At 53.9% G+C, this 19834-nt stretch carries 16 protein-coding genes; 11 read left to right on the top strand and 5 right to left on the bottom strand.

The window, feature by feature from the left end; genetic code table 11:
- Window positions 1–109: 109 nt before the first annotated feature.
- The 10 genes from ACTU44_RS10035 to ACTU44_RS09990 all read left to right on the top strand — a co-directional run bounded on the left by ACTU44_RS10035 (window position 110) and on the right by ACTU44_RS09990 (window position 9908).
- Window positions 110–832 carry a polyamine aminopropyltransferase gene (locus ACTU44_RS10035; protein ID WP_462097348.1) on the top strand — a complete coding sequence of 241 codons (723 nt, stop codon included), beginning with the start codon at window positions 110–112 and terminating at the stop codon, window positions 830–832.
- 12 nt (window positions 833–844) lie between these two features.
- Complete coding sequence (locus ACTU44_RS10030) at window positions 845–1273, top strand: hypothetical protein (RefSeq protein WP_462097347.1); 429 nt, start codon at window positions 845–847, stop codon at window positions 1271–1273.
- Between the two features lie 77 nt (window positions 1274–1350).
- The gene (gene thiE / locus ACTU44_RS10025) at window positions 1351–1992 is read left to right on the top strand and encodes a thiamine phosphate synthase (RefSeq protein ID WP_114098700.1); all 642 of its coding nucleotides are present in this window, start codon (window positions 1351–1353) and stop codon (window positions 1990–1992) included.
- A gap of 196 nt (window positions 1993–2188) precedes the next feature.
- A complete protein-coding gene (gene efp / locus ACTU44_RS10020) occupies window positions 2189–2755 on the top strand; it encodes an elongation factor P (protein ID WP_114098701.1) in 567 nt (188 codons plus the stop codon).
- Between the two features lie 67 nt (window positions 2756–2822).
- Complete coding sequence (locus tag ACTU44_RS10015; protein WP_220150324.1) at window positions 2823–3632, top strand: inositol monophosphatase family protein; 810 nt, start codon at window positions 2823–2825, stop codon at window positions 3630–3632.
- 267 nt (window positions 3633–3899) lie between these two features.
- A complete protein-coding gene (locus tag ACTU44_RS10010) occupies window positions 3900–5105 on the top strand; it encodes an OmpA family protein (protein ID WP_462097346.1) in 1206 nt (401 codons plus the stop codon).
- 12 nt (window positions 5106–5117) lie between these two features.
- Window positions 5118–6302 carry a flagellar motor protein MotA gene (locus tag ACTU44_RS10005; protein ID WP_462097345.1) on the top strand — a complete coding sequence of 395 codons (1185 nt, stop codon included), beginning with the start codon at window positions 5118–5120 and terminating at the stop codon, window positions 6300–6302.
- 4 nt (window positions 6303–6306) lie between these two features.
- Complete coding sequence (locus ACTU44_RS10000; protein ID WP_114098705.1) at window positions 6307–7470, top strand: peptidoglycan -binding protein; 1164 nt, start codon at window positions 6307–6309, stop codon at window positions 7468–7470.
- 122 nt (window positions 7471–7592) lie between these two features.
- The gene (locus ACTU44_RS09995) at window positions 7593–8567 is read left to right on the top strand and encodes a hypothetical protein (RefSeq protein WP_462097344.1); all 975 of its coding nucleotides are present in this window, start codon (window positions 7593–7595) and stop codon (window positions 8565–8567) included.
- Window positions 8568–8726: 159 nt separating this feature from the next.
- On the top strand, window positions 8727–9908 hold the full coding sequence (locus ACTU44_RS09990) for a benzoate/H(+) symporter BenE family transporter (protein WP_462097343.1): 1182 nt from the start codon (window positions 8727–8729) through the stop codon (window positions 9906–9908).
- A gap of 59 nt (window positions 9909–9967) precedes the next feature.
- Here the strand turns inward: ACTU44_RS09990 and ACTU44_RS09985 are convergent, their stop codons facing one another.
- From ACTU44_RS09985 to ACTU44_RS09965, 5 genes are all read right to left on the bottom strand, one after another.
- Entirely contained in the window at window positions 9968–11752 is a 1785-nt protein-coding gene (locus tag ACTU44_RS09985; protein WP_462097342.1) for a SulP family inorganic anion transporter, read from the bottom strand.
- A 58-nt stretch (window positions 11753–11810) separates the two neighbouring features.
- Window positions 11811–13484 carry a bifunctional protein tyrosine phosphatase family protein/NAD(P)/FAD-dependent oxidoreductase gene (locus tag ACTU44_RS09980; RefSeq protein ID WP_114098708.1) on the bottom strand — a complete coding sequence of 558 codons (1674 nt, stop codon included), beginning with the start codon at window positions 13482–13484 and terminating at the stop codon, window positions 11811–11813.
- An 18-nt stretch (window positions 13485–13502) separates the two neighbouring features.
- On the bottom strand, window positions 13503–14387 hold the full coding sequence (locus tag ACTU44_RS09975; RefSeq protein ID WP_336080548.1) for an MBL fold metallo-hydrolase: 885 nt from the start codon (window positions 14385–14387) through the stop codon (window positions 13503–13505).
- A gap of 219 nt (window positions 14388–14606) precedes the next feature.
- Window positions 14607–15260 carry a Crp/Fnr family transcriptional regulator gene (locus ACTU44_RS09970; protein WP_462097341.1) on the bottom strand — a complete coding sequence of 218 codons (654 nt, stop codon included), beginning with the start codon at window positions 15258–15260 and terminating at the stop codon, window positions 14607–14609.
- Between the two features lie 201 nt (window positions 15261–15461).
- Window positions 15462–15908, bottom strand: a complete 447-nt coding sequence (locus tag ACTU44_RS09965) for a VOC family protein (RefSeq protein WP_462097340.1) — start codon at window positions 15906–15908, stop codon at window positions 15462–15464.
- Window positions 15909–16304: 396 nt separating this feature from the next.
- Between ACTU44_RS09965 and ACTU44_RS09960 the strand changes: the two genes are divergently transcribed.
- Window positions 16305–19787, top strand: coding sequence for an indolepyruvate ferredoxin oxidoreductase family protein (locus ACTU44_RS09960; RefSeq protein WP_462097339.1), 3483 nt, complete (start codon window positions 16305–16307; stop codon window positions 19785–19787).
- The last annotated feature ends 47 nt before the right edge of the window (window positions 19788–19834 follow it).

The following is a 19834-nucleotide window of genomic DNA, read 5'->3' as shown; positions in this document are numbered from 1 at the left end:
AATTTCAAAAGTGCCCGAAGTATTCTGCTTCGGGCACTTTTCTTTTGCAGACCAATCGGTCAGTCTGTCTGATCAGACTTTCGCCCATTAAAAACACAGGAGCCCGGACGTGAGCCTTTTATTCAAGGAACTCGATTACCGGCCTACCCCGATGGGCGTTCTTAGCCTGCGTCGTCGGCGCGAACTTAGTCTCGATATCGACGTCTACGAGATCAAGCTTGATGACGAATATCTGATGTCGAGCCTGTTCACCGACGCCGAGATTGCCCTTGCCGATCTGGGACTGGCAGAACTTGACCGTGATAACCTTGATGTTGTGGTAGGCGGATTGGGACTTGGCTATACCGCCAAGGCGGCCCTTGATAATCCCAAAACCGGAAAGCTGACCGTGCTTGATACCTTGCCCGAGGTCATCGAATGGCATCAGCAAGGCTTGCTACCGCTTGGCGCGCAACTTTCGAGCGATCCGCGTTGCGCGCTGGTGCATGGGGATTTCTTTGGCGCAGCCCTTTCGGAAACGGCCGGAATGAACCCGGATGCCCCCGCAACAAAACATGACGCCATACTGCTTGATGTTGACCATTCACCGGGCAATGTTTTGCATGATGATCATAAACGCCTTTATACCAAGGATGGCCTCCAGAAACTTGCACAGCACCTTGTCCCCGGTGGTGTTTTTGCCCTGTGGTCAACCGAGTTGCCCGAACCGTGGTTTGAAGAAAACCTGTCAGCTGCCTTTGACAATATTCGTGCAGAGGTAATTACATTCCGGCATCCGTTGATTGATCGCGAAGACATCAACACCGTCTATGTTGCCCGCACCCCTTCATAACGATACGCGCCCATGACGTCAGAGCTTGATCCCATCATCCGAATTCAGGGCATTTCCGGTGCAAGATCGGCATGCCGCGTTATGGGAAACCGGTCCTTCGTCCTGCTCTCACCTGAAAATGCCGCCCTTTCGCATGGTGCGCAGTGGTTCGGTGATCTGGTCACGCTGATCCGCAGCGAATTCCCCGACGCCCGGTTCAAGGCAACGCTTGATTGTCGTGGACGCCTGTCGGGGGCATTGGCCGCAATCGAGATCGGCATTGATTGTGTTATCATTGATCCCCTTGACGAGGTGCAAGTCCAAAGCCTGCGCGATCTGGGGCGGCAAGCCGGATGCGCGATCATGACTGCACATCCGGCGGCAATCGCAATTTATGAGATGGAAGATGACCGATTGCCCGACCATGAACTTGACCGGCGTTTGAAAACCAGTCTTCGATAAGCCCCTTCCCCAAGGCAATTGCCAAAAGCACCGCCAAGGGTTACATAACACGCAGGAAATCATCAGGAATTATCATTGTGAATACTGACGAACTTGCCGGTCTTTATCTTCTGACCCCGCCGAAAATCGAACTTTCTTCCTTTGGCGAGAAGCTGAAGTCCGTTCTAGATACCGGTGCGGTTGATTGCCTGCAGCTCCGCCTTAAAGACGTCAGCGACGATGAAATCCGCAAGGCGATTGATACCATCCTTCCGATGTGTAACGACCGCGACATTCCGCTGATCCTTAATGACCGTCCGGATCTTGCCAAAAAATCGGGCTGCGACGGCGTTCATGTTGGCGAGGAAGATGCCAGCTATGACGAGGCGCGCGCGATTATGGGGGAAGAGCATATTGTCGGTGTTTCCTGCTATGACAGCCGCCACCGCGCGATGATCCTTGGCGACAAGGGTGCTGACTACGTTGCATTTGGTGCGTTCTATCCGACCGAAACCAAAGAAGCCAAAACCAGCGTCACGCCGGAAATCCTTGAAATCTGGACGACCTTTACCACCGTCCCTTGCGTTGCAATTGGCGGAATAACGGCCGAAAATCTTGGCCCGATTGTGTTGGCCGGGGCTGATTTCATCGCAGTGACCGGTGGTGTCTGGAACCATCCCGACGGGCCCGAGGCCGGGGCAAAGGCGATCAAGGCAGCAATTGCGGCCACTGCAATCTGATTGCGCAATCCGTCATAAAGATATTGGGTGACAACCGGTTGGCCTCAGCCATGCGGGAATGACAGGCTGTCATGCACGACAACCCTGATCAATCTGCTTGCAGCAAAAACGCCAAACTGGTACTTAACGCACCTTAAATGGGGCAAGTGCCCCTTATTGCATTGTGAATCTGTGATCTGAAAGAACGGTTGGTGCCATGAAAATCAACGGCAACGAAATCCGTCCGGGTAACCTTATCGAACATAAAGGTGCCCTGTGGCGTGCAGTAAAATGCCAGGCTGTGAAGCCGGGTAAAGGCGGTGCTTTTAACCAGGTTGAACTTAAAGACATTCGTACCGGCACCAAGCTGAACGAACGTTTCCGTGCATCGGAAACTGTCGAAAAGGTTCGCCTTGAGCAGAAAGAATACACCTACCTGTTTGCCGATGGTGACATGATCACCTTTATGGACAGCGAAACCTACGATCAGATCACGATTAATGCTGACCTTGTTGGCGAACCGGCTGTTTATCTTCAGGATGGCATGGTTGTTACCATCGAATCCTTCGAAGGCGAGCCGCTTGGCGTGACCCTTCCGGAACATGTTGTCTTCCAGATTGTTGAAGCCGACGCCGTTGTCAAAGGTCAGACCCAGTCTTCTTCTTTCAAACCAGCCGTTCTTGAAAACGGTGTTCGTGTGATGGTGCCCCCGCATATTGAATCGGGTACCCGCATCGTCGTGAACACGGTTGAAGGCACCTATATCGAGCGTGCCAAGGACTAAGGGCGTTATCCGCTCTCTGGTTTAGGGTTTTTGCCCTCCCTTTAATTCAAACACCGGGAGATATGCCGTGCGAGGCGCCGCCCGTCGTTCTGCGAATATCAACGTTATGTACAAGGCTGTTGAAAAAGCAGCCTATGGACTGAAACGCGACTTCGGTGAAGTCGAAAACCTTCAGGTGTCGATGAAAGGCCCGGCAGATTTCGTATCTGCGGCTGATCACCGTGCCGAGAAACGCCTGCGTGAAGAGCTGGAACGTTCCCGTCCGGGTTACGGCTTCCTGCTTGAAGAAGGCGGTGAGGTCAAGGGATCCGATCCGGAACATCGCTGGATCATCGACCCGCTTGATGGCACCACCAACTTCCTGCATGGCATTCCGCATTTTGCCATTTCGGTTGCCCTTCAGAAAGGGGACGAAATCATCGCTGGCATGATCTATGACGTTGCCAAGGATGAGTGCTTCTGGGCGGAAAAAGGCCTTGGTGCGTTTCTTGACAACCGTCGCCTGCGTGTTTCCGGCCGCCGTCGTATGAACGAATGCGTTCTGGCTTGTGGCGTTCCCCATCTTGGCCATGGCGATCATGCTGCCTTTGAAAAACAGCTGCATTCGGTCATGGATCGTTGTGCAGGTGTTCGTCGCATGGGTGCTGCATCTCTTGATCTGGCTTATGTCGCAGCAGGCCGTTACGACGGTTACTGGGAGTCCCACATCAATGCGTGGGATATCGCAGCAGGTCTTCTGATCGTGACCGAAGCTGGTGGCTATGTCCGCGATATTAACGGTGGTACCAACATGCTTGGCACCGGTAGCGTCGTTGCTGCCAACGACTATATCCAGCCGGTTCTGGCTAAAACGCTGAAGAAAGCGATCACGGACTAACATCCCGCTTTTATTACCGTTTTTTGAAAGGGGCACTTCGGAATTTACCGAAGTGCCCCTTTTGCTTTATCGGTCAAAGCGGTTGTCCATTACCTGTCTCTAAGCTATGGTGCTTGGTACTGAGTGGCCTTTGAACGGGCTGCCAGACAACAGGGGCGGCATTCGGTAAATTTTTGCGGGTGCCTAACGATCGACACAAAACTGTGTGAAAAAGAAAAACGTTATAAAACGATTTCAAACACAGGGTATTAAGGGGCCTGCGATTTGATGAAGGGGTATTCCAATATTTCCGTGCTTGCGATGGCAGCTGCACTGGGAACCGGCGTGTTCTATGGCAGTGACGCATCCGCACAGCAATACTCCCCCGTCTCGGTTGATAATAGCGTACAGGTAAACTGGGATGTCGCAGACGGGTTTGGCGATCAGCCGACCGTCCCGCAATATCTTTCGCCAACCGTTTCGCGCGAACATATCGTGATGCCCGGTGGAGATCTGATTTACCCGGAAACCAAACCTAAATCCGAGTTCCTTGCAGGCGACCAGTTCGCCGGTGCCTCTGCATCGGGCAGCGATGACAGTGGTTATGAAACCGTTGTTATTGATGGTGCAGGCAGCGGCAACGCATTTCCGAGCCAATCCGAATTTTATGGCGTTCCGGGCGTGAGTGCATCGGCGGCAATGGATGATGGTGCAAACCAGACCATTGCCCTGCAACAGCCTGAACCGACGTCTGCGCCGCGCAGCAAACCGGCCGCACCGGTTATGGCAGAAAGCAGCGCATCAAATACGCCAACGCCCTTGACCAAACCGGCGCCGGAACCTGCACCTGCGGCACCGACCATGGCAGCAGCACCGGTTGCAGCACCGACTGCAGCGCCGGCGGCCGAAACAGCCGAAGTTATTGAACTGCCAAAGGCCCCGCCGCTTCTGTCTGAGGACAGCGCAGCCCCCGCCGCACCAAGTGCGCCAGTGGTTGAACCGATCGCCAAAAGCACCGAAGTTCCGCCTGCACCGGCACCCTCACCTGATACGACCCAGTCTGCACCGGCGATGGCCGAAGCCGCACCGAAAGCCGAACCGGCACCTGCACCGCAACCAGTTGCTGAGGAAGCCGCTATTCCGCCCGCAAGCACTGCACCGGCACCGATGCCTGCAAGTGGTGGCGATGAATACAGCCTGGGCTTTGCCGCCGACAGCTTTGAACTCAGCAGTCAGGCAAGAAGCGAGCTTGATCAGGTGATCGCCGCCATGAACAAAGATGACAGCCTTCGCATTCAGCTTCAGGCCTATGCGCAGGGTGACGGGGCGAATGCGTCAAAGGCGCGTCGACTGTCGCTTTCGCGTGCACTTCAGGTCCGTTCCTATCTGATCGATCAGGGCGTGCGCTCCACGCGCATTGATGTTCGTGCCCTTGGCTCGAACGTTCCATCCGGCCCTGCTGATCGCGTCGATATCAAAACCGTTCAACGCTAGGATTAATCCGTCATGAGCAGTCATTCGGCCAATGGTGCAGGCACGGTCCTGCCCATTACCAAACCCGGAAGTTATCTGACACGTATGGCAATCTTTGTTGCCATTATCGTCGGGGTCGGCGCATTGCTGTTCCCAACATTGTCTGATGCCTTTATGGCCAATGCTGTTCTCAATGGTCTGATCCTTGGCGTGTTTGTGGTCGGGGTTGTTTATACCTTCCGCATGGCGGCAAGCCTGTCACCGGAAGTAACCTGGATCGAAGATTTCCGTCGGTCACGTCCGGGCCTGACATCACAGGTTCCGCCGAAACTTCTGGCCCCGATGGCCAGCATGATGGCCGAACAGCGCCGCGATCGTCCGCAGCTTTCGACCACATCGACCCGGACCATCCTTGATTCCATTCGTTCGCGCCTTGATGAGAGCCGCGAATTGTCGCGCTATGTGGTGGGACTTCTGGTGTTCCTTGGCCTGCTCGGCACGTTCTGGGGCCTGCTTCAGACCGTCAACTCGGTCGCGGATGTCATCGGGAATGTCAATGTCGGCAGCGGGTCGAACCTTGATCTCTGGTTCTCCGATCTTAAGGAAGGCCTGTCTGAACCGCTAAGTGGTATGGGCACAGCGTTTTCGTCATCACTGTTTGGTCTGGCAGGGTCGCTTGCCCTTGGCCTTCTTGATATGCAGGCAGGCCAGGCACAGAACCGTTTCTTCAATGATCTTGAAGAATGGCTTTCAAGCATTACCCGTCTGGGTTCGGGCAGTGCACTTTCGGATGGCGAACAATCGGTTCCGGCCTATCTTTCGGCCCTGATCGAACAGATGGCTGACAATATGGAAGGCTTGCAGAATTCGATCCAGCGTTCTGAAAGCTCGCAGATCAAGTCGCATAACACCCTGATTGATCTTGCTGACAAATTGTCGACCCTCACCGATCAGATGAAAGCCGAGCAGCAATTGATGGTCAAGCTGGCCGAAAACCAGATGCATCTGAAACCGGTTCTTGATCAGCTTGCAGACTCCATGAAAATGGGCAGCTTTGGCATTGATGACAACACGCGTGCGCATATCCGTTCGCTTGACAACCAGTTGAGCCGTGTCGCCGAAGAACTGACCATCGGCCGCCAGCAATCCACACAGGAAATCAGAAGCGAAATCAAACTTCTGGCCCGTACCATCGCCGCCATCGCCGAGGAGGGCTGATCGCATGATCGGGCTTTCGCGCCGTCGTAACCGCGATGTAAATACCTGGCCGGGCTTTGTTGACGCGCTGGCAACATTGTTGATGGTGATCATCTTTCTTTTGATGATCTTCGTGATTGCGCAGGTCTATCTTGGCGCGGCTCTTTCGGGTCGTGATGAAGCGCTGAGTGATTTGACCGCACAGGTCAATGAACTGACCAATCTGTTGTCGCTTGAACGTGGAAATAACCAGCGGATGGAACTGGAACTGACCCAGTTGACCACTGAACTTTCCAACACCAGTGACCAGCGTGATGATCTTAAGGCGCGCGCGGCTGCATTGGCGACGCAGCTTTCTGATGCCAAGCTTTCGGCTGACGAGATCGAGAAAAAGCTTCTGGCTGCCCTTGCCTCACTTGAAGACAAGGAAACCGAGCTTTCCGAACTGCGCAGCAACAGCGAAGAAAAAATATCGGATCAGGATGCCCGTATCGAAGAACTTTCTGCCCTTCTGGCATCGCGTGCGGCCGAACTGGAAACCCAGAAAAACCTGAGCACCGAGGCACAGGCACAGGTTGCCGCGCTGAACCAGCAGATGCTGGCACTGCGCCAGCAATTGCAGAAAATCGAAGCAGCCCTTGAAGCATCCGAACGTGAAAATGCCGACAAGCAAGCCCAGATCGTCAATCTGGGGCAGCGCCTGAACGCGGCATTGGCGACCAAGGTCGCGGAATTGCAGCGATACCGGTCAGAATTCTTTGGCCGCCTGCGCGAGGTCCTTGGCGACCGTCAGGATATCCGTGTGGTTGGCGATCGCTTTGTCTTCCAGTCAGAAGTCCTGTTTGCATCGGGTTCTGCGGATCTGGGCGAAGGCGGTCAGGAACAGCTCGCCAAACTTGGCGAGACGCTTAAAACCATTGCGGCGGATATCCCCGACGATATTGACTGGGTCATGCGCGTTGACGGCCACACTGACAAGGTACCGATCCGGAACCTGAAATTCGCATCGAACTGGGAACTTTCAGCCGCGCGCGCCATCTCGGTGGTCAAGTTCCTGATTGATCAGGGTGTTCCGCCAAATCGTCTGGTTGCAGCGGGCTTTGGTGAATATCAGCCCCTTGATAACCGCGATGATGAAATCGCCTATCGCCGAAACCGGCGTATCGAGTTCAAAATCACGGAACGTTAGGCAATCCTGATTATTCCAAACGAAAAACAGCCCTGCAATTCAGGGCTGTTTTTATTTTGGCATGGGCAATTTAAGGTGGAACTATACACCCCTATCCGTCAAAGTATGCTGGAGTTCAATGTTTGGAAAAAGAAAGAACGACAATGCTTCCGAGACTACTTATTCCCGTTATCCTCGCTGCAACATTGGCGGCATGTGTTACCACGGACGGACCGAGAGATGTCAAAGGTCAATCCCTGAAGATTGAAGATAAAGGCACGTTCCAGCCCATAGAAAGCCGGTTCAATACGTTTGCATTTCTGACGCCTTCTAAAGAATACATCACCCATGCTCGGCAAAGGAACAATGGTCAGGGCTGGGTAGAGACAATCACGTGGGATTCGGGGCGCTCTTTCATTGAAATTGAATTTCTCACGACGGCTTGGTTTTCAATCAACACCGAAGAACGCATGGCTGATCGAACGATCTTTTCACAGCTCGCCAAGAAATTTCCCGTTTCCGGTGATAGTTATGCTGAACTTGATCAGGTTTCCCCTCGCACCAAAGGCTGGCTTGCGAATACGGGAAAATGCAGCGTTGGCGGGTTTGCCAAGCGCTTCAAAAGCCATACACCTTACGACAATGATCGCGGTTGGTCCGACGCAGTTGTCCGGTTCGGAACATGCGGAGACAATTTCACCGTCTCGCCGGAAGAACTCGTCCAAAAAATTGATCTGATCACCGAGGCCGACAAAGTCAGCATCGCGGCGGCTTTTGCGGACGTTGGACCATTGCCGGGAGCACAAAAATCCGGCCCCAAGAAACCATTGACAACGATGAAGGGATCCTGGCAAGGCGTCTCCGATGAATTGTCTGGCGTGATTACCCGTGAAACCGCAGCACAGACTGAATTTAAATTCACCTTATCTGAACAGAATGCCGAGTGTTCTGGAATTACGGTAAATGCTGAAAAGACCACTGAAACCGGGCGCTGGAAAATCACTTGCACAAATGGCCTCAGTGCAGACGGGATTTGGACAAACCGATCCTTCCAGAACTTTATCGGCAGTGGCTCAGACACGGAAAAACGCAAAATCATGTTTGAACTGATCTCCTGAGGCACCATTTCCGGAAATCTGATACGCGTCCCCCATCGTCGCCCCGTAAACACCTGTTTGCGGGGCTCTCATTTTTTCTGGTGAGATCAATGACTTCCCTTTAGGGTCGCAATCTGCGTCACTGCGAACAACCATACACTTTTATATTTCGGAGCCATCATGCTGCGCGATATCTCGCCCCAAAGTATCTTCATGGGCCTTTTGGCCGGTTTTGTCGGGTTTGCCAGTTCATTTGCCGTTGTCCTGCAGGGATTGACTGCCGTCGGGGCATCGCCCGAACAGGCAGCGTCCGGGCTTATGGCGCTTTCGGTTTCGATGGGTCTATGTGCGATCGTCCTGTCATTCAAAACCCGCATGCCGATCAGCATTGCATGGTCAACGCCCGGAGCAGCACTTTTGGCGACGTCCGGAGCAGTTGACGGGGGATTTGCCGTTGCTGTCGGTGCCTTTATCGTTTGTGCGATCCTGATCGTTATAAGCGGTGTCTGGCGTCCATTGGGCCGCGCGGTCGCGGGCATCCCTGCCCCGCTGGCCAATGCGATGCTGGCCGGTGTTCTGCTGGGACTTTGCCTTGCGCCGGTCAAGGCCGTTGCCTTTAATCCATTGCTTGGTCTGCCAATTGCCGTTGCCTGGCTGGTCGTCGGGCGTTTCAATCGTCTATTGGCGGTTCCTGCGGCTCTTCTGGCCTTTATTGCCGTCATGATCTTTGGCGTGGAGTTTCCGGAAAACGCACTTGCCGATCTTGGTAACTCAATCGCCCCGCCGGTCGAGTTTGTCATACCGGAATTCACGTTAAGCGGCCTGATCGGTATTGCCCTGCCGCTGTTCATTGTCACCATGGCATCGCAGAATATTCCGGGGACGGCTGTTTTGCGGGCCAATGATTATGATACACCACCGGGTCCTCTTTTCACCGTAACCGGTATCTTTTCACTATTGTCCGCGCCATTTGGCGGACATGCGGTTAACCTTGCTGCAATTACGGCGGCCCTTTGTGCAGGCAAGGACGCCCATCCTGACCCATCAAAACGCTACTGGGCAACAATTTCGGGCGGTGTTTTCTATATCGTCTTCGGATTGCTTGCCGGCTTGGTGACCGCCTTTGTCAGTCTGGCACCAAGCATCCTTATCGAAGCAGTTGCCGGGCTTGCCCTGATCGGGGCTTTTGCCGGATCAACCGTTGCCGCCTTCAAGGAAGAAGATGGCCGCGAAGCTGCGGCTGTGACCTTTATCGTTACGGCCGCCGGACTGACATTCTACGGGATTTCAGGTGCGTTCTGGGGGCTGCTGGCTGGGGGGCTGATTTATCTGCTGCCCCACCTTGGGAAACGAAAGGCCTGACCCAAAAAACAAAAGCCCGGTATACGCAGTGCCGGGCTTTTGTCGTTTTATCGTGGCGATCAAACAGCCTTTGACGCAGGCTTTTCATCGCCATCTTCTTGCGTGACTGAGGCGACGGAGACCAGCGGCGCCTTATACAGATCACTCATCGCGTCATATTGCGACAGGAAGACTTTCCCGGTCAGTTCATCAAGAAAATGGGCACATTTCAGGCGATCCATCACCGGGCCCTTGACCTCGGACAGATGAAGGGTGATCCCCATTTCATCCAGTCTGTGATTGATCGCTTCAAGCGATTCAAGGGCACTCAGATCAATCTCGTTGATCGCCGAACACATCAGAATGACATGCTTGAGCCGGTCATCACCGACTACACGATCAAGGATGTAATCTTCAAGGAAACGGGCATTGGCGAAATACAGGCTTTCGTCAATCCGGATTGTCAGAACCGAGGGATCAGTGATCACTTTGTGGCGTTTGATATTGCGGAAATGCTGGGTACTCGGAACCAGACCAACCTCCGCAATATGTGGACGCGATGTCTTGTAAAGGAACAAACCAATCGACAGCACCACCCCGGACGTCACGCCGACCTCAACCCCGAAACCAAGGGTCAGAAGAATGGTTGCCAGAACCGCAACGAAATCTGCCTTGGAATAGCGCCAGCTGGTTTTAAGGATCGAGAAATCCACAAGCGACAGCACCGCCACAATGATGGTCGCAGCCAGAGTTGCCTTTGGCAGGAAATAAACCAGCGGGGTCAGCGCAATCGCAGCAATCGCAAGACCAACTGCGGTAAAGGCCCCGGCAGCAGGCGTTTGGGCACCGGCATCAAAATTCACGACAGAGCGCGCAAAACCCCCGGTTACCGGATAGCCACCGGTAAAAGCGGCACCAAGGTTTGCCGCGCCAAGACCGATCAGTTCCTGATCCGGATTGATCCGCTGACGACGTTTTGCAGCCAGCGTCTGGGCCACAGAGATCGATTCAACAAAACCGATCACCGAAATCAGAAGGGCCGGAATCAGAAGATCGGAAACCAGACCAATCGAAAAATCCGGCATGGTCAGTGGTGGCAGGCTTTGCGGTACATCTCCAACGATTTTCACCCCGGCATCCGCAAGCTGGAATTTCCAGACCGCCAATGTCGTCACCACGACGGCAGCAACCGGCCCCGCCTTTGTTATGACATCGGCAAGACGTGCACCAACGCCGATCTTGCGCAAGGCAGGTTTGAGCCCCTTGCGAACCCAGAACAGAAATACGGTCGCCATCCCGCCGATCAGCAACGTGATCAGGTTGGTCGATGGCAGATGGTCGACCAGCGACATCACCATTTCCCAAAGGTTATGACCACCGGCATTCACACCCAGAATATGCTTGAGCTGACTTGCGGCAATGAGGATGCCCGATGCCGTGATAAAACCCGCGATTACCGGATGAGACAGAAAGTTCGCAAGGAAACCAAGCTTGAACACCCCCATCGTCAGCAAAATGGCACCAGATAAAGCCGCCAGTGTCAGGGCAGCAACGGCATAGCCCATGGTTCCCGCCTGGGCGACATTGCCGATGGCGGCCGCCGTCATCAGGGACACGACGGCAACCGGCCCGACAGCAAGCGCGCGGCTGGTTCCGAAGATCGCATAGAGAATGATCGGTACAATCGATGCATATAACCCCGCCTCGGGTGGCAAGCCTGCCAGAAGCGCATAGGCCAGCGATTGCGGGATCAGCATGATCGTCACAATGATGGCAGCGACCATGTCATTCCCGAACGCGGTCCGATCATAGCGCCGCCCCCAATCCAGGACGGGAATATATTTTACAAACGACTTCAAAAGCATCGATTGATCTCTTCGATCAGAGTTAATCGGGGGCGACAAGCGCCCCCGACATCATTGGTCAGTTGGCAGAAATCTTTTCCGGCTTTGCCATCCATTCCTTGCCGCGCAGCATCGCTTTCCAATAAATCGGAGGCAGGATCTTTTCCTTAAGCAACCATGCAAGGCGTGACGGATGCGTGCCATCAATCAGCCATTTCGGGAAGGATGGTCGCAGTGCGCCGCCATATCCGAACTCGGCCAGAACGATCCGGCCACGCTCGACCGTAAGCGGACAGGAACCGTAACCGTCATATTGTGCTATCGGTGATTTGCCATCGATATCGGCGACAACATTTTCCGCAACGACAGGTGCCTGCTTGCGCGCAGCGGCGGCCGTTTTGGCGTTGGGTGCATTCATCACATCGCCAAGCGACCAGATATTGGCAAAGGTTTTATGACGCAGCGTTGACTGATCAACATCGACCCATCCCGCAGCATCCGCCAGCGGTGACACCCGGATAAAGTCCGGTGCGACTTGCGGCGGGCAGACATGGATCATATCAAAGGATTTCTCAACCCGCTGGACCGCGCTATCTGGTTTGACCACATCAAACCAGGCCTTTTTCGCAACACCGTCAATCGCCACAAGATTGTGGAAGAAATTCAGTTCTGCGCCATAACGGTCGATGTATTTCTCAAGTGCCGGAACATAGTCCTTTACGCCGAACAACACGCCACCGGCGTTATAAAACCCGATATTGATGTTGTTGATCGCACCATTGCGATACCAGTGATCGCCCGACAGATAGAGCGCCTTTTGCGGGGCACCGGCGCATTTGATCGGCATCGGGGGCTGTGTAAACACCGCCTCGCCTTCACGCATCGACGATACCAGTTCCCACGTGTAAGGCGCCAGATCATAGCGATAGTTCGACGTCACACCATTGCGGCCCAATGTCTCGACCAGACCTTCAATACGATGCCAGTCAAGTTTCAGCCCGGGACAGACGATCAGACGGCCATACTTAACCACCCGGCAACCATCAAGAACGATGGCATCATCCTTTGGCTCGAATGCAGCAACAGCCGCCTTGATCCAGTGAACACCCTTCGGGATCAGTGATCCCATCGTCTGTGCCGTGGTGCTTGCATCAAAGACACCACCGCCCACCATCGTCCAGCCCGGCTGATAATAATGGATGTCGGCCGGATCAATGATTGCAATTTCAAGCCCCGAACGGCGGGCCTGCAAACTTGAGGCAACGGAAATCCCCGCAGCCCCGCCACCGACAATAACGACATCGTAGCGGGCATCGCCATTATCGGTCGGAGTTTTGCCGCCATTAACGATACGGCGAACAACGCCGCCCATGTCATAGCCTGCGGCCTTGGTTGCGCGCAGAATTTCACTGGCACCAAGACGGGTCGCCTGACTTAGCGACCAGAGCGTTGCCGATCTGGTTCCGGTCCGGCAATAGGCAAATACCGGTTTTGGCAATGCATCAAGCGCCTGACCAAAATCATCGGCATCACGATCACTTACCTTTCCCGACACAATCGGAAGATAGCGTGCTTCCAGTCCTGCCTTGACAGCGGCTCTGGCAACTTCGTCGAAGGTCGGCTGATCCGCGCCTTCGCCATCCGGCCGGTTACAAATGATCGACCGAAAGCCAAGTTTGGCGATTTCGCTGACATCATCTGGCGTGATTTGCGGACTGACCGAAATCCCGTCACTGATCTTTCTGGTATCCATGGGTGATCCTCCCGACAATTACAGGCCGTTGACCGGCACTTTAAGAACCTGATGACCGCTTTCATCGGTTGGCAGTCGTCCCGCACGCATATTGACCTGAAGAGACGGAATGATCAGACGCGGCATATCAAGCTGCGCGTCGCGCTCGGTACGGAAGGCGATGAACTCTTCGCGGGTTTTGTTGTTACCAACATGAATGTTGTTCTGCTTTTCCTCGCCGACCGTTGTTTCCCAACGGATTTCCCGGCCATTCGGACCATAGTCATGGCACATGAACAAACGCATATCGTCTGGCAGCGCGAGCAATTTCTGAATGCTGTCATAGAGAGTTCCCGCATCCCCGCCGGGGAAGTCAGCACGTGCTGAACCACCGTCCGGCATGAACAATGTATCGCCCACAAAGGCGGCATTACCCATGACATGGACCATGCATGCCGGCGTGTGTCCCGGCGTGTAGATCGCAAAGCAGGTCATCGAACCGACCTGATAGGTGTCGCCATCTTCGAACAGACGATCGAACTGGCTGCCATCACGCTGGAACTCGGTGCCTTCGTTGAACACCTTGCCAAAGGTGTCCTGCACAACGGTGATTTGTGAACCAATGCCAAGCTTGCCACCCAGCTTTTCCTGAATATATGGCGCTGCCGAGAGGTGATCGGCATGAACATGGGTCTCGATAATCCATTCAAGCTTGAGATCATTTTCCCTGATGAAGGCAATGATCTTGTCAGCATGGTCGAAGCTGATCCGGCCTGCCGCATAGTCAATGTCCATCACGGAATCAACAACAGCACAGGCGTTGCTTTCCGGGTCCTTGACCACATAGCTGATCGTGTTGGTATCAGGATCAAAGAATGCTGATACGACTGGATTTACAGACATGTTTACCGGGTAATCAGACATAATTCCTCCTAAACAGTACGGCCTGCAAGTTGTGGTTCACAGCGCAGGACAGACAAGGTTGGGATGAGCCCTGTTCGGTGCTTTTCCGAACAAATCATCATGTTATGCCGTTCATTTTATGCATTCTGGCCTGGGTGTTCAGTGACCTTGTCACCAAACAACGAAACATCATGATGTATTAATAAAAATATCCTGCAAAAGCCGGAAAACATTGCGACATCAGCTTTTTGCAAGCTTGCCGATCTCGTCACGGTCGATCAGTCTTATTGTGCCACGGGTCTGCTCAATCCAGCCGCGCCGCTGGAATTCCTGTAATTGCCGCGACACGACTTCGCGGGCTGTTCCCAGTTCGACTGCCAGCTTCTGGTGGGTTGATGATACTGTGTCCTCAGCCCCACAAAGTTCAATCAGCTTCTGTGCCAGTCGGATATCAAGTCTGCGAAAGGCAATTTCCTCGATCACAACAAACAGGTCGGTGATGCGTTTGGAATAGGCGGTGAACACAAACTGGCGAAACTCGATGGAATCAGACACCAGTTTGTCAAAGGCTGCTCTGGGTATTGCGACGGCGCGGGTCTGTGTCTCGGCGATACCCTCTGCGGAATAGTCCTCATAGGCCAGAAGGCAGGCGGTGGTCAGGACGCAACTTTCCCCGGCATGCACCCGATATAAAACAATTTCGCGTCCGGCATCTGACGTTTGCTGTACCCGAACGGTTCCTTCGAGCAATAACAACAAATTTTCTGGCGACTTTCCCGGGCCAAAAATGACCGTATTGGCCGGAACCGTAACGATCTTGCTTTCTTCAAGGAGATAGTTTCGAATGGTGTCAGGCAAACGCGAAAGACCCTGAAACTGGTCAATCCAACTCACGATCCTGATCCCCCTGTTTAGCGTACAAATACTGATCGCTCATTTTAATGCGACCAATAATACATTCACGTTGTGTAAAACGAATTTCCCCCTGATGCAACCTTGCAGTCCATTCCCCCATGCCATTTGACGCAATCCGGACATAAAAAAGGGCAGCACCCACGCACTGCCCTCTTTCGCATCCTCTATCCCTGGCAAGTGCTATTCCGCCTTGCTGGGAGGAATGATCAAATTCCCTGCAGGATCAATTTCCCAAAACGGGTTAAAGGCAATCTCCCAGGCATGTCCGTCAAGATCACGGAAATAGCCGGAATAACCACCCCAGAAAACTTTCTCGGCCGGTTTCTGAATTTTTGCTCCGGCCTTCTCTGCATCGGCCATGACCAGATCAACTTCTTCTTCGCTGCGCGCGTTATAGGCCAGGGTCAGCCCCGCAAATGTCGCACCGGTATCATCATCAAAATGCCCATCCTTTTTCAGGTCTTCGCGACCGAAAAGACCAAGTGCCAGACCATTGGACAACTGATAGAAAACCACCTGGCCTTCGACCATCTCGGTCATTTGCCAGCCAAGGCCGTCCTCGTAAAAGCGACGTGACCGGTCCAGATCGGCCACCCCCAAAGTAATCAGCGATACACGCTGTTCCATATTATGCTCCTCGGTGTCAGAGCACCCAAAACCCGTGCCACTTTAACACGGTCCTTTTGCGTATCCGAGCCCGGACTCGACATGCCGTGAAGTTTCGCACCGCAGCAGAGGCGCAATTATATTGCGCGCAAATCGGTACTGAAATAAGTAAATAATAAGTTGACCCAACGTCAACCGATGCAATCAGGCGTTTTACGCATTGCGATGCGAGTTCACTTTGAAAAAAGGTCAGTATTCATTACCATTCTTGTATCCGGTATCTGTCCCGCAAGCTGTCACCGGATGAAAGACAAACAGGTCATACCGAAACACTGCAATAACACCCATATCAATAAATGCAGTGCGAACGGCCCGAAATGACCCCGCATATCAGAGAGATCCCAAGGGAGACCGGTCATGGCACAATTGGCGGCAATCAGCCTGGACGACAAATATACGCTCGAAGAAGGTCGTGTTTACCTGACGGGCATTCAAGCGCTGGTACGCTTGCCCCTGATGCAGCGCCAATTGGATGCGCGCGCGGGCTTGAATACTGCTGGCTGCATTTCAGGCTATCGCGGATCGCCGCTGGGGGGCCTTGATCAACAGCTTTGGCGTGCCAAGAAATTCCTGACCAAACAGCAAATCGAATTTCAGCCCGGTGTGAATGAAGACCTGGCTGCAACTGTCGTCTGGGGCAGCCAACAGGTCAATATGTATAAAGATGCCAAATATGATGGCGTCTTTGGCATGTGGTATGGCAAGGGCCCAGGTGTTGACCGGTCGGGTGACGTGTTCAAGCACGCCAACCATGCTGGCACCTCAAAACATGGCGGTGTTCTGGTTCTGGCCGGGGATGACCACAGTTGCAAATCATCCACCCTGCCCCATCAGACCGAATATGCCTTTATCGATGCGCAGATCCCGGTTCTTAACCCGTCAGGTGTGCAGGATATTCTTGATTTCGGTCTTCATGGCTGGGCGATGAGCCGCTATTCCGGGTGCTGGGTGGCAATGAAAACCATCGCTGAAACGGTGGAAAGTTCGGCCGCTGCAGATGTTGCGCCAGATCGCATCACCCCGATCATTCCCGAAGATTTTGCGATGCCCGAAGGTGGTCTTCACATCCGTTGGCCTGATACGCCAAAGGAACAGGAACACCGCCTGATGAAATACAAGCTATATGCCGCACTGGCATATGCGCGCGCCAACAAGCTCAATAAAACCGTGATCGACAGCCCGAATGCCCGTATCGGCATTATTACTGCGGGCAAGGCTTATCTTGATGTCATGCAGGCCTTTGACGATCTCGGCATTTCCGAAGCCGATGCTGCCAAGATCGGTATTCGCGTTTTGAAAGTCGGCATGAGCTGGCCGCTTAACCGCGATGACGTTCGCGAATTTGCCATGGGGCTGGAGGAAATCATCGTCGTCGAGGAAAAACGCGCGGTGATGGAAAACCAGGTCAAGGAACAGCTTTATAACTGGCGCGAAGATGTGCGCCCGACGGTGATCGGCAAGTTCGACGAAAAAGGCGAATGGATCCTGCCATCCATGGATGAACTGACCCCGGCCCGGATTGCTGTGGTTCTGGCCGAACGCATCAAGCGTTTCTATGACAGCCCGGCCATCCATGAACGCATCAACTGGCTTGCTGAAAAAGAAAAGGAAATCGCCGAACCGCGCCCGGATGTCGCGCGTATTCCATGGTTCTGCCCGGGGTGCCCGCATAACAGTTCAACCAAGGTGCCCGAAGGCAGCCGCGCCATGGCCGGTATCGGTTGCCATTACATGGTCAACTGGATGGACCGTTCGACCGAAACCTTTACCCATATGGGCGGCGAAGGTGCGACATGGATCGGCCAAGCCCCGTTCACCCATACAAAGCACGTTTTCCAGAACCTTGGCGATGGCACCTACTATCACTCCGGCTCGCTTGCTGTGCGGGCGGCAGTCGCGTCAGGCGTCAATATCACTTACAAAATCCTGTTTAACGACGCAGTTGCCATGACCGGCGGGCAGCCGGTTGATGGTCCGCTTACGGTTCCGCAGATCACCCGTCAGATGTTTGACGAAGGTGCCAAACGCATCATCGTCTTGTCAGACGAGCCCGACAAATACCCGATGGGCGCGGACTTTGCGCCCGGCGTTGATATCCGTCATCGTGACGAGCTTGATAATACGCAGAAAGAGCTTCGTGAAATCGAAGGCGTTACGATCCTGATCTTTGATCAGACCTGTGCGGCCGAAAAACGCCGTCGCCGGAAGCGCAAGCTGATGATTGATCCGCCCAAGCGTGTATTCATCAACGATCTGGTGTGCGAGGGCTGTGGCGATTGCGGTGAGAAATCCAACTGTCTTGCCGTTGTCCCGGTTGAAACCGAGTTTGGCCGTAAACGTGCGATTGACCAGTCCGCATGTAACAAGGATTTCTCTTGCCTGAATGGCTTCTGCCCGAGCTTTGTCACCATCGAAGGCGGTTCGCTCCGCAAGCCTGAAGCAGCCGCAAAGGGCGACAAAACCGGTGATGCCGTTTTTGCCAGCCTTCCACGTCCGACCTTGCCGGATATCAATGATCCATGGTCCGTGCTGATCACCGGTGTTGGTGGTACGGGCGTTGTCACCATTGGCGCATTGCTTGGCATGGCAGCCCACATCGAAGGCAAAGGCATCGTCGGCCTTGATATGGCCGGTCTTGCCCAGAAAGGTGGTGCTGTGGTCAGCCATATCCGTTTTGCCAATGATCAGAGCAAACTGCATGCCGCGCGTATTCCGGCGGGTGAAGCAAACGTGGTTCTGGGCTGTGATCTTTTGGTGGCGGCAAGTTTTGAGGGCCTTGCCAAGATGCGCCGCAACTTCACCCAGGCAGTAATTAATACCCATGAAACCGTCACCGGTGCCTTTACCCGCAATCCGGACTTCCAGCTCAGAACCAGCGAGCATATGAAAGTCATCAACGATGCCTGCGGGGCGGATGCGGTTCATTTCGTTGAGGGCAGCGACATTGCCACCCGTCTGATGGGCAACTCGATTGCAACCAACCTGTTCATGCTTGGTGTTGCCTGGCAGCGTGGCCTGATCCCGATCAGCGAAGAAGCCCTGATGCAGGCGATTGAACTTAACGCCGTTGCTGTGGACATGAACAAGCAGTCCTTCCATTGGGGCCGCCTTTATGCCCATGATCCAAAACGCGTCATCGAAGTCGTCGGTCCGAACGAAACCGAAGCCCATCCGATTGCAACCGACCTTTCCGAAATCGTTGCCAAACGCCGGTCCTTCCTGACCGATTATCAGAACGCGGCCTATGCCGATCGTTTTGTTGCATTGGTCGATAAAGTCAGAGCTGCGGAAAAACGGCTTGGGGACGGAGACGAACTGTCGCGGACGGTAGCCAAATATTACTTCAAACTGCTGGCCTATAAGGACGAATACGAAGTTGCCCGTCTTTACACGGACCCGGCGTTCCTGAAGAAAGTGGCAAAGAATTTTGCAGGCGATTACAAAATTCACTTCCATCTTGCACCGCCTGCCATTGCCACACAGGACCCGGAAAGCGGTCAGCTTAAAAAGTCCACCTATGGTCCCTGGATGATGAGTGCGTTTCGTGTTCTTGCGAAATTCAAGTTCCTGCGCGGAACTGCACTTGATCCGTTCGGACGCACCCATGAACGCAAGATGGAACGCCAGCTGATTGCCGATTACGAGAAACTCGTGACCGAGGTCGTTGATGGCCTGAATGCGGATAATGCCCGTATTGCAAATGCCCTGCTTGCCCTGCCCGAACAGATCCGTGGCTATGGCCACATCAAGGATGGCAATATCGACAAAGTCAAAAAGCGCGAGGCAGAATTGATCGAACAATTCCGCAACCCGCCAGAACACCTTAAGGCGGCGGAATAACCCCGTTGATCAACAAAGGCCCTGAACATATTTCAGGGCCTTTTGTT

The organism is Thalassospira sp. SM2505 (assembly GCF_054901115.1).
This window is presented reverse-complemented; position numbering and strand designations above follow the sequence as displayed.

What these genes read in the sequence shown, in the direction of transcription:
- ACTU44_RS09960 (WP_462097339.1), top strand. Translation starts at nt 16,305, where the DNA reads ATGGCACAATTGGCGGCAATCAGCCTGGACGACAAATATACGCTCGAA.
- ACTU44_RS09985 (WP_462097342.1), bottom strand. Translation starts at nt 11,752, where the DNA reads ATGCTTTTGAAGTCGTTTGTAAAATATATTCCCGTCCTGGATTGGGGG.
- ACTU44_RS10010 (WP_462097346.1), top strand. Translation starts at nt 3,900, where the DNA reads ATGAAGGGGTATTCCAATATTTCCGTGCTTGCGATGGCAGCTGCACTG.
- ACTU44_RS10000 (WP_114098705.1), top strand. Translation starts at nt 6,307, where the DNA reads ATGATCGGGCTTTCGCGCCGTCGTAACCGCGATGTAAATACCTGGCCG.
- ACTU44_RS09975 (WP_336080548.1), bottom strand. Translation starts at nt 14,387, where the DNA reads ATGTCTGATTACCCGGTAAACATGTCTGTAAATCCAGTCGTATCAGCA.
- efp (WP_114098701.1), top strand. Translation starts at nt 2,189, where the DNA reads ATGAAAATCAACGGCAACGAAATCCGTCCGGGTAACCTTATCGAACAT.
- ACTU44_RS09965 (WP_462097340.1), bottom strand. Translation starts at nt 15,908, where the DNA reads ATGGAACAGCGTGTATCGCTGATTACTTTGGGGGTGGCCGATCTGGAC.
- ACTU44_RS09990 (WP_462097343.1), top strand. Translation starts at nt 8,727, where the DNA reads ATGCTGCGCGATATCTCGCCCCAAAGTATCTTCATGGGCCTTTTGGCC.
- ACTU44_RS09980 (WP_114098708.1), bottom strand. Translation starts at nt 13,484, where the DNA reads ATGGATACCAGAAAGATCAGTGACGGGATTTCGGTCAGTCCGCAAATC.
- ACTU44_RS10005 (WP_462097345.1), top strand. Translation starts at nt 5,118, where the DNA reads ATGAGCAGTCATTCGGCCAATGGTGCAGGCACGGTCCTGCCCATTACC.
- ACTU44_RS10030 (WP_462097347.1), top strand. Translation starts at nt 845, where the DNA reads ATGACGTCAGAGCTTGATCCCATCATCCGAATTCAGGGCATTTCCGGT.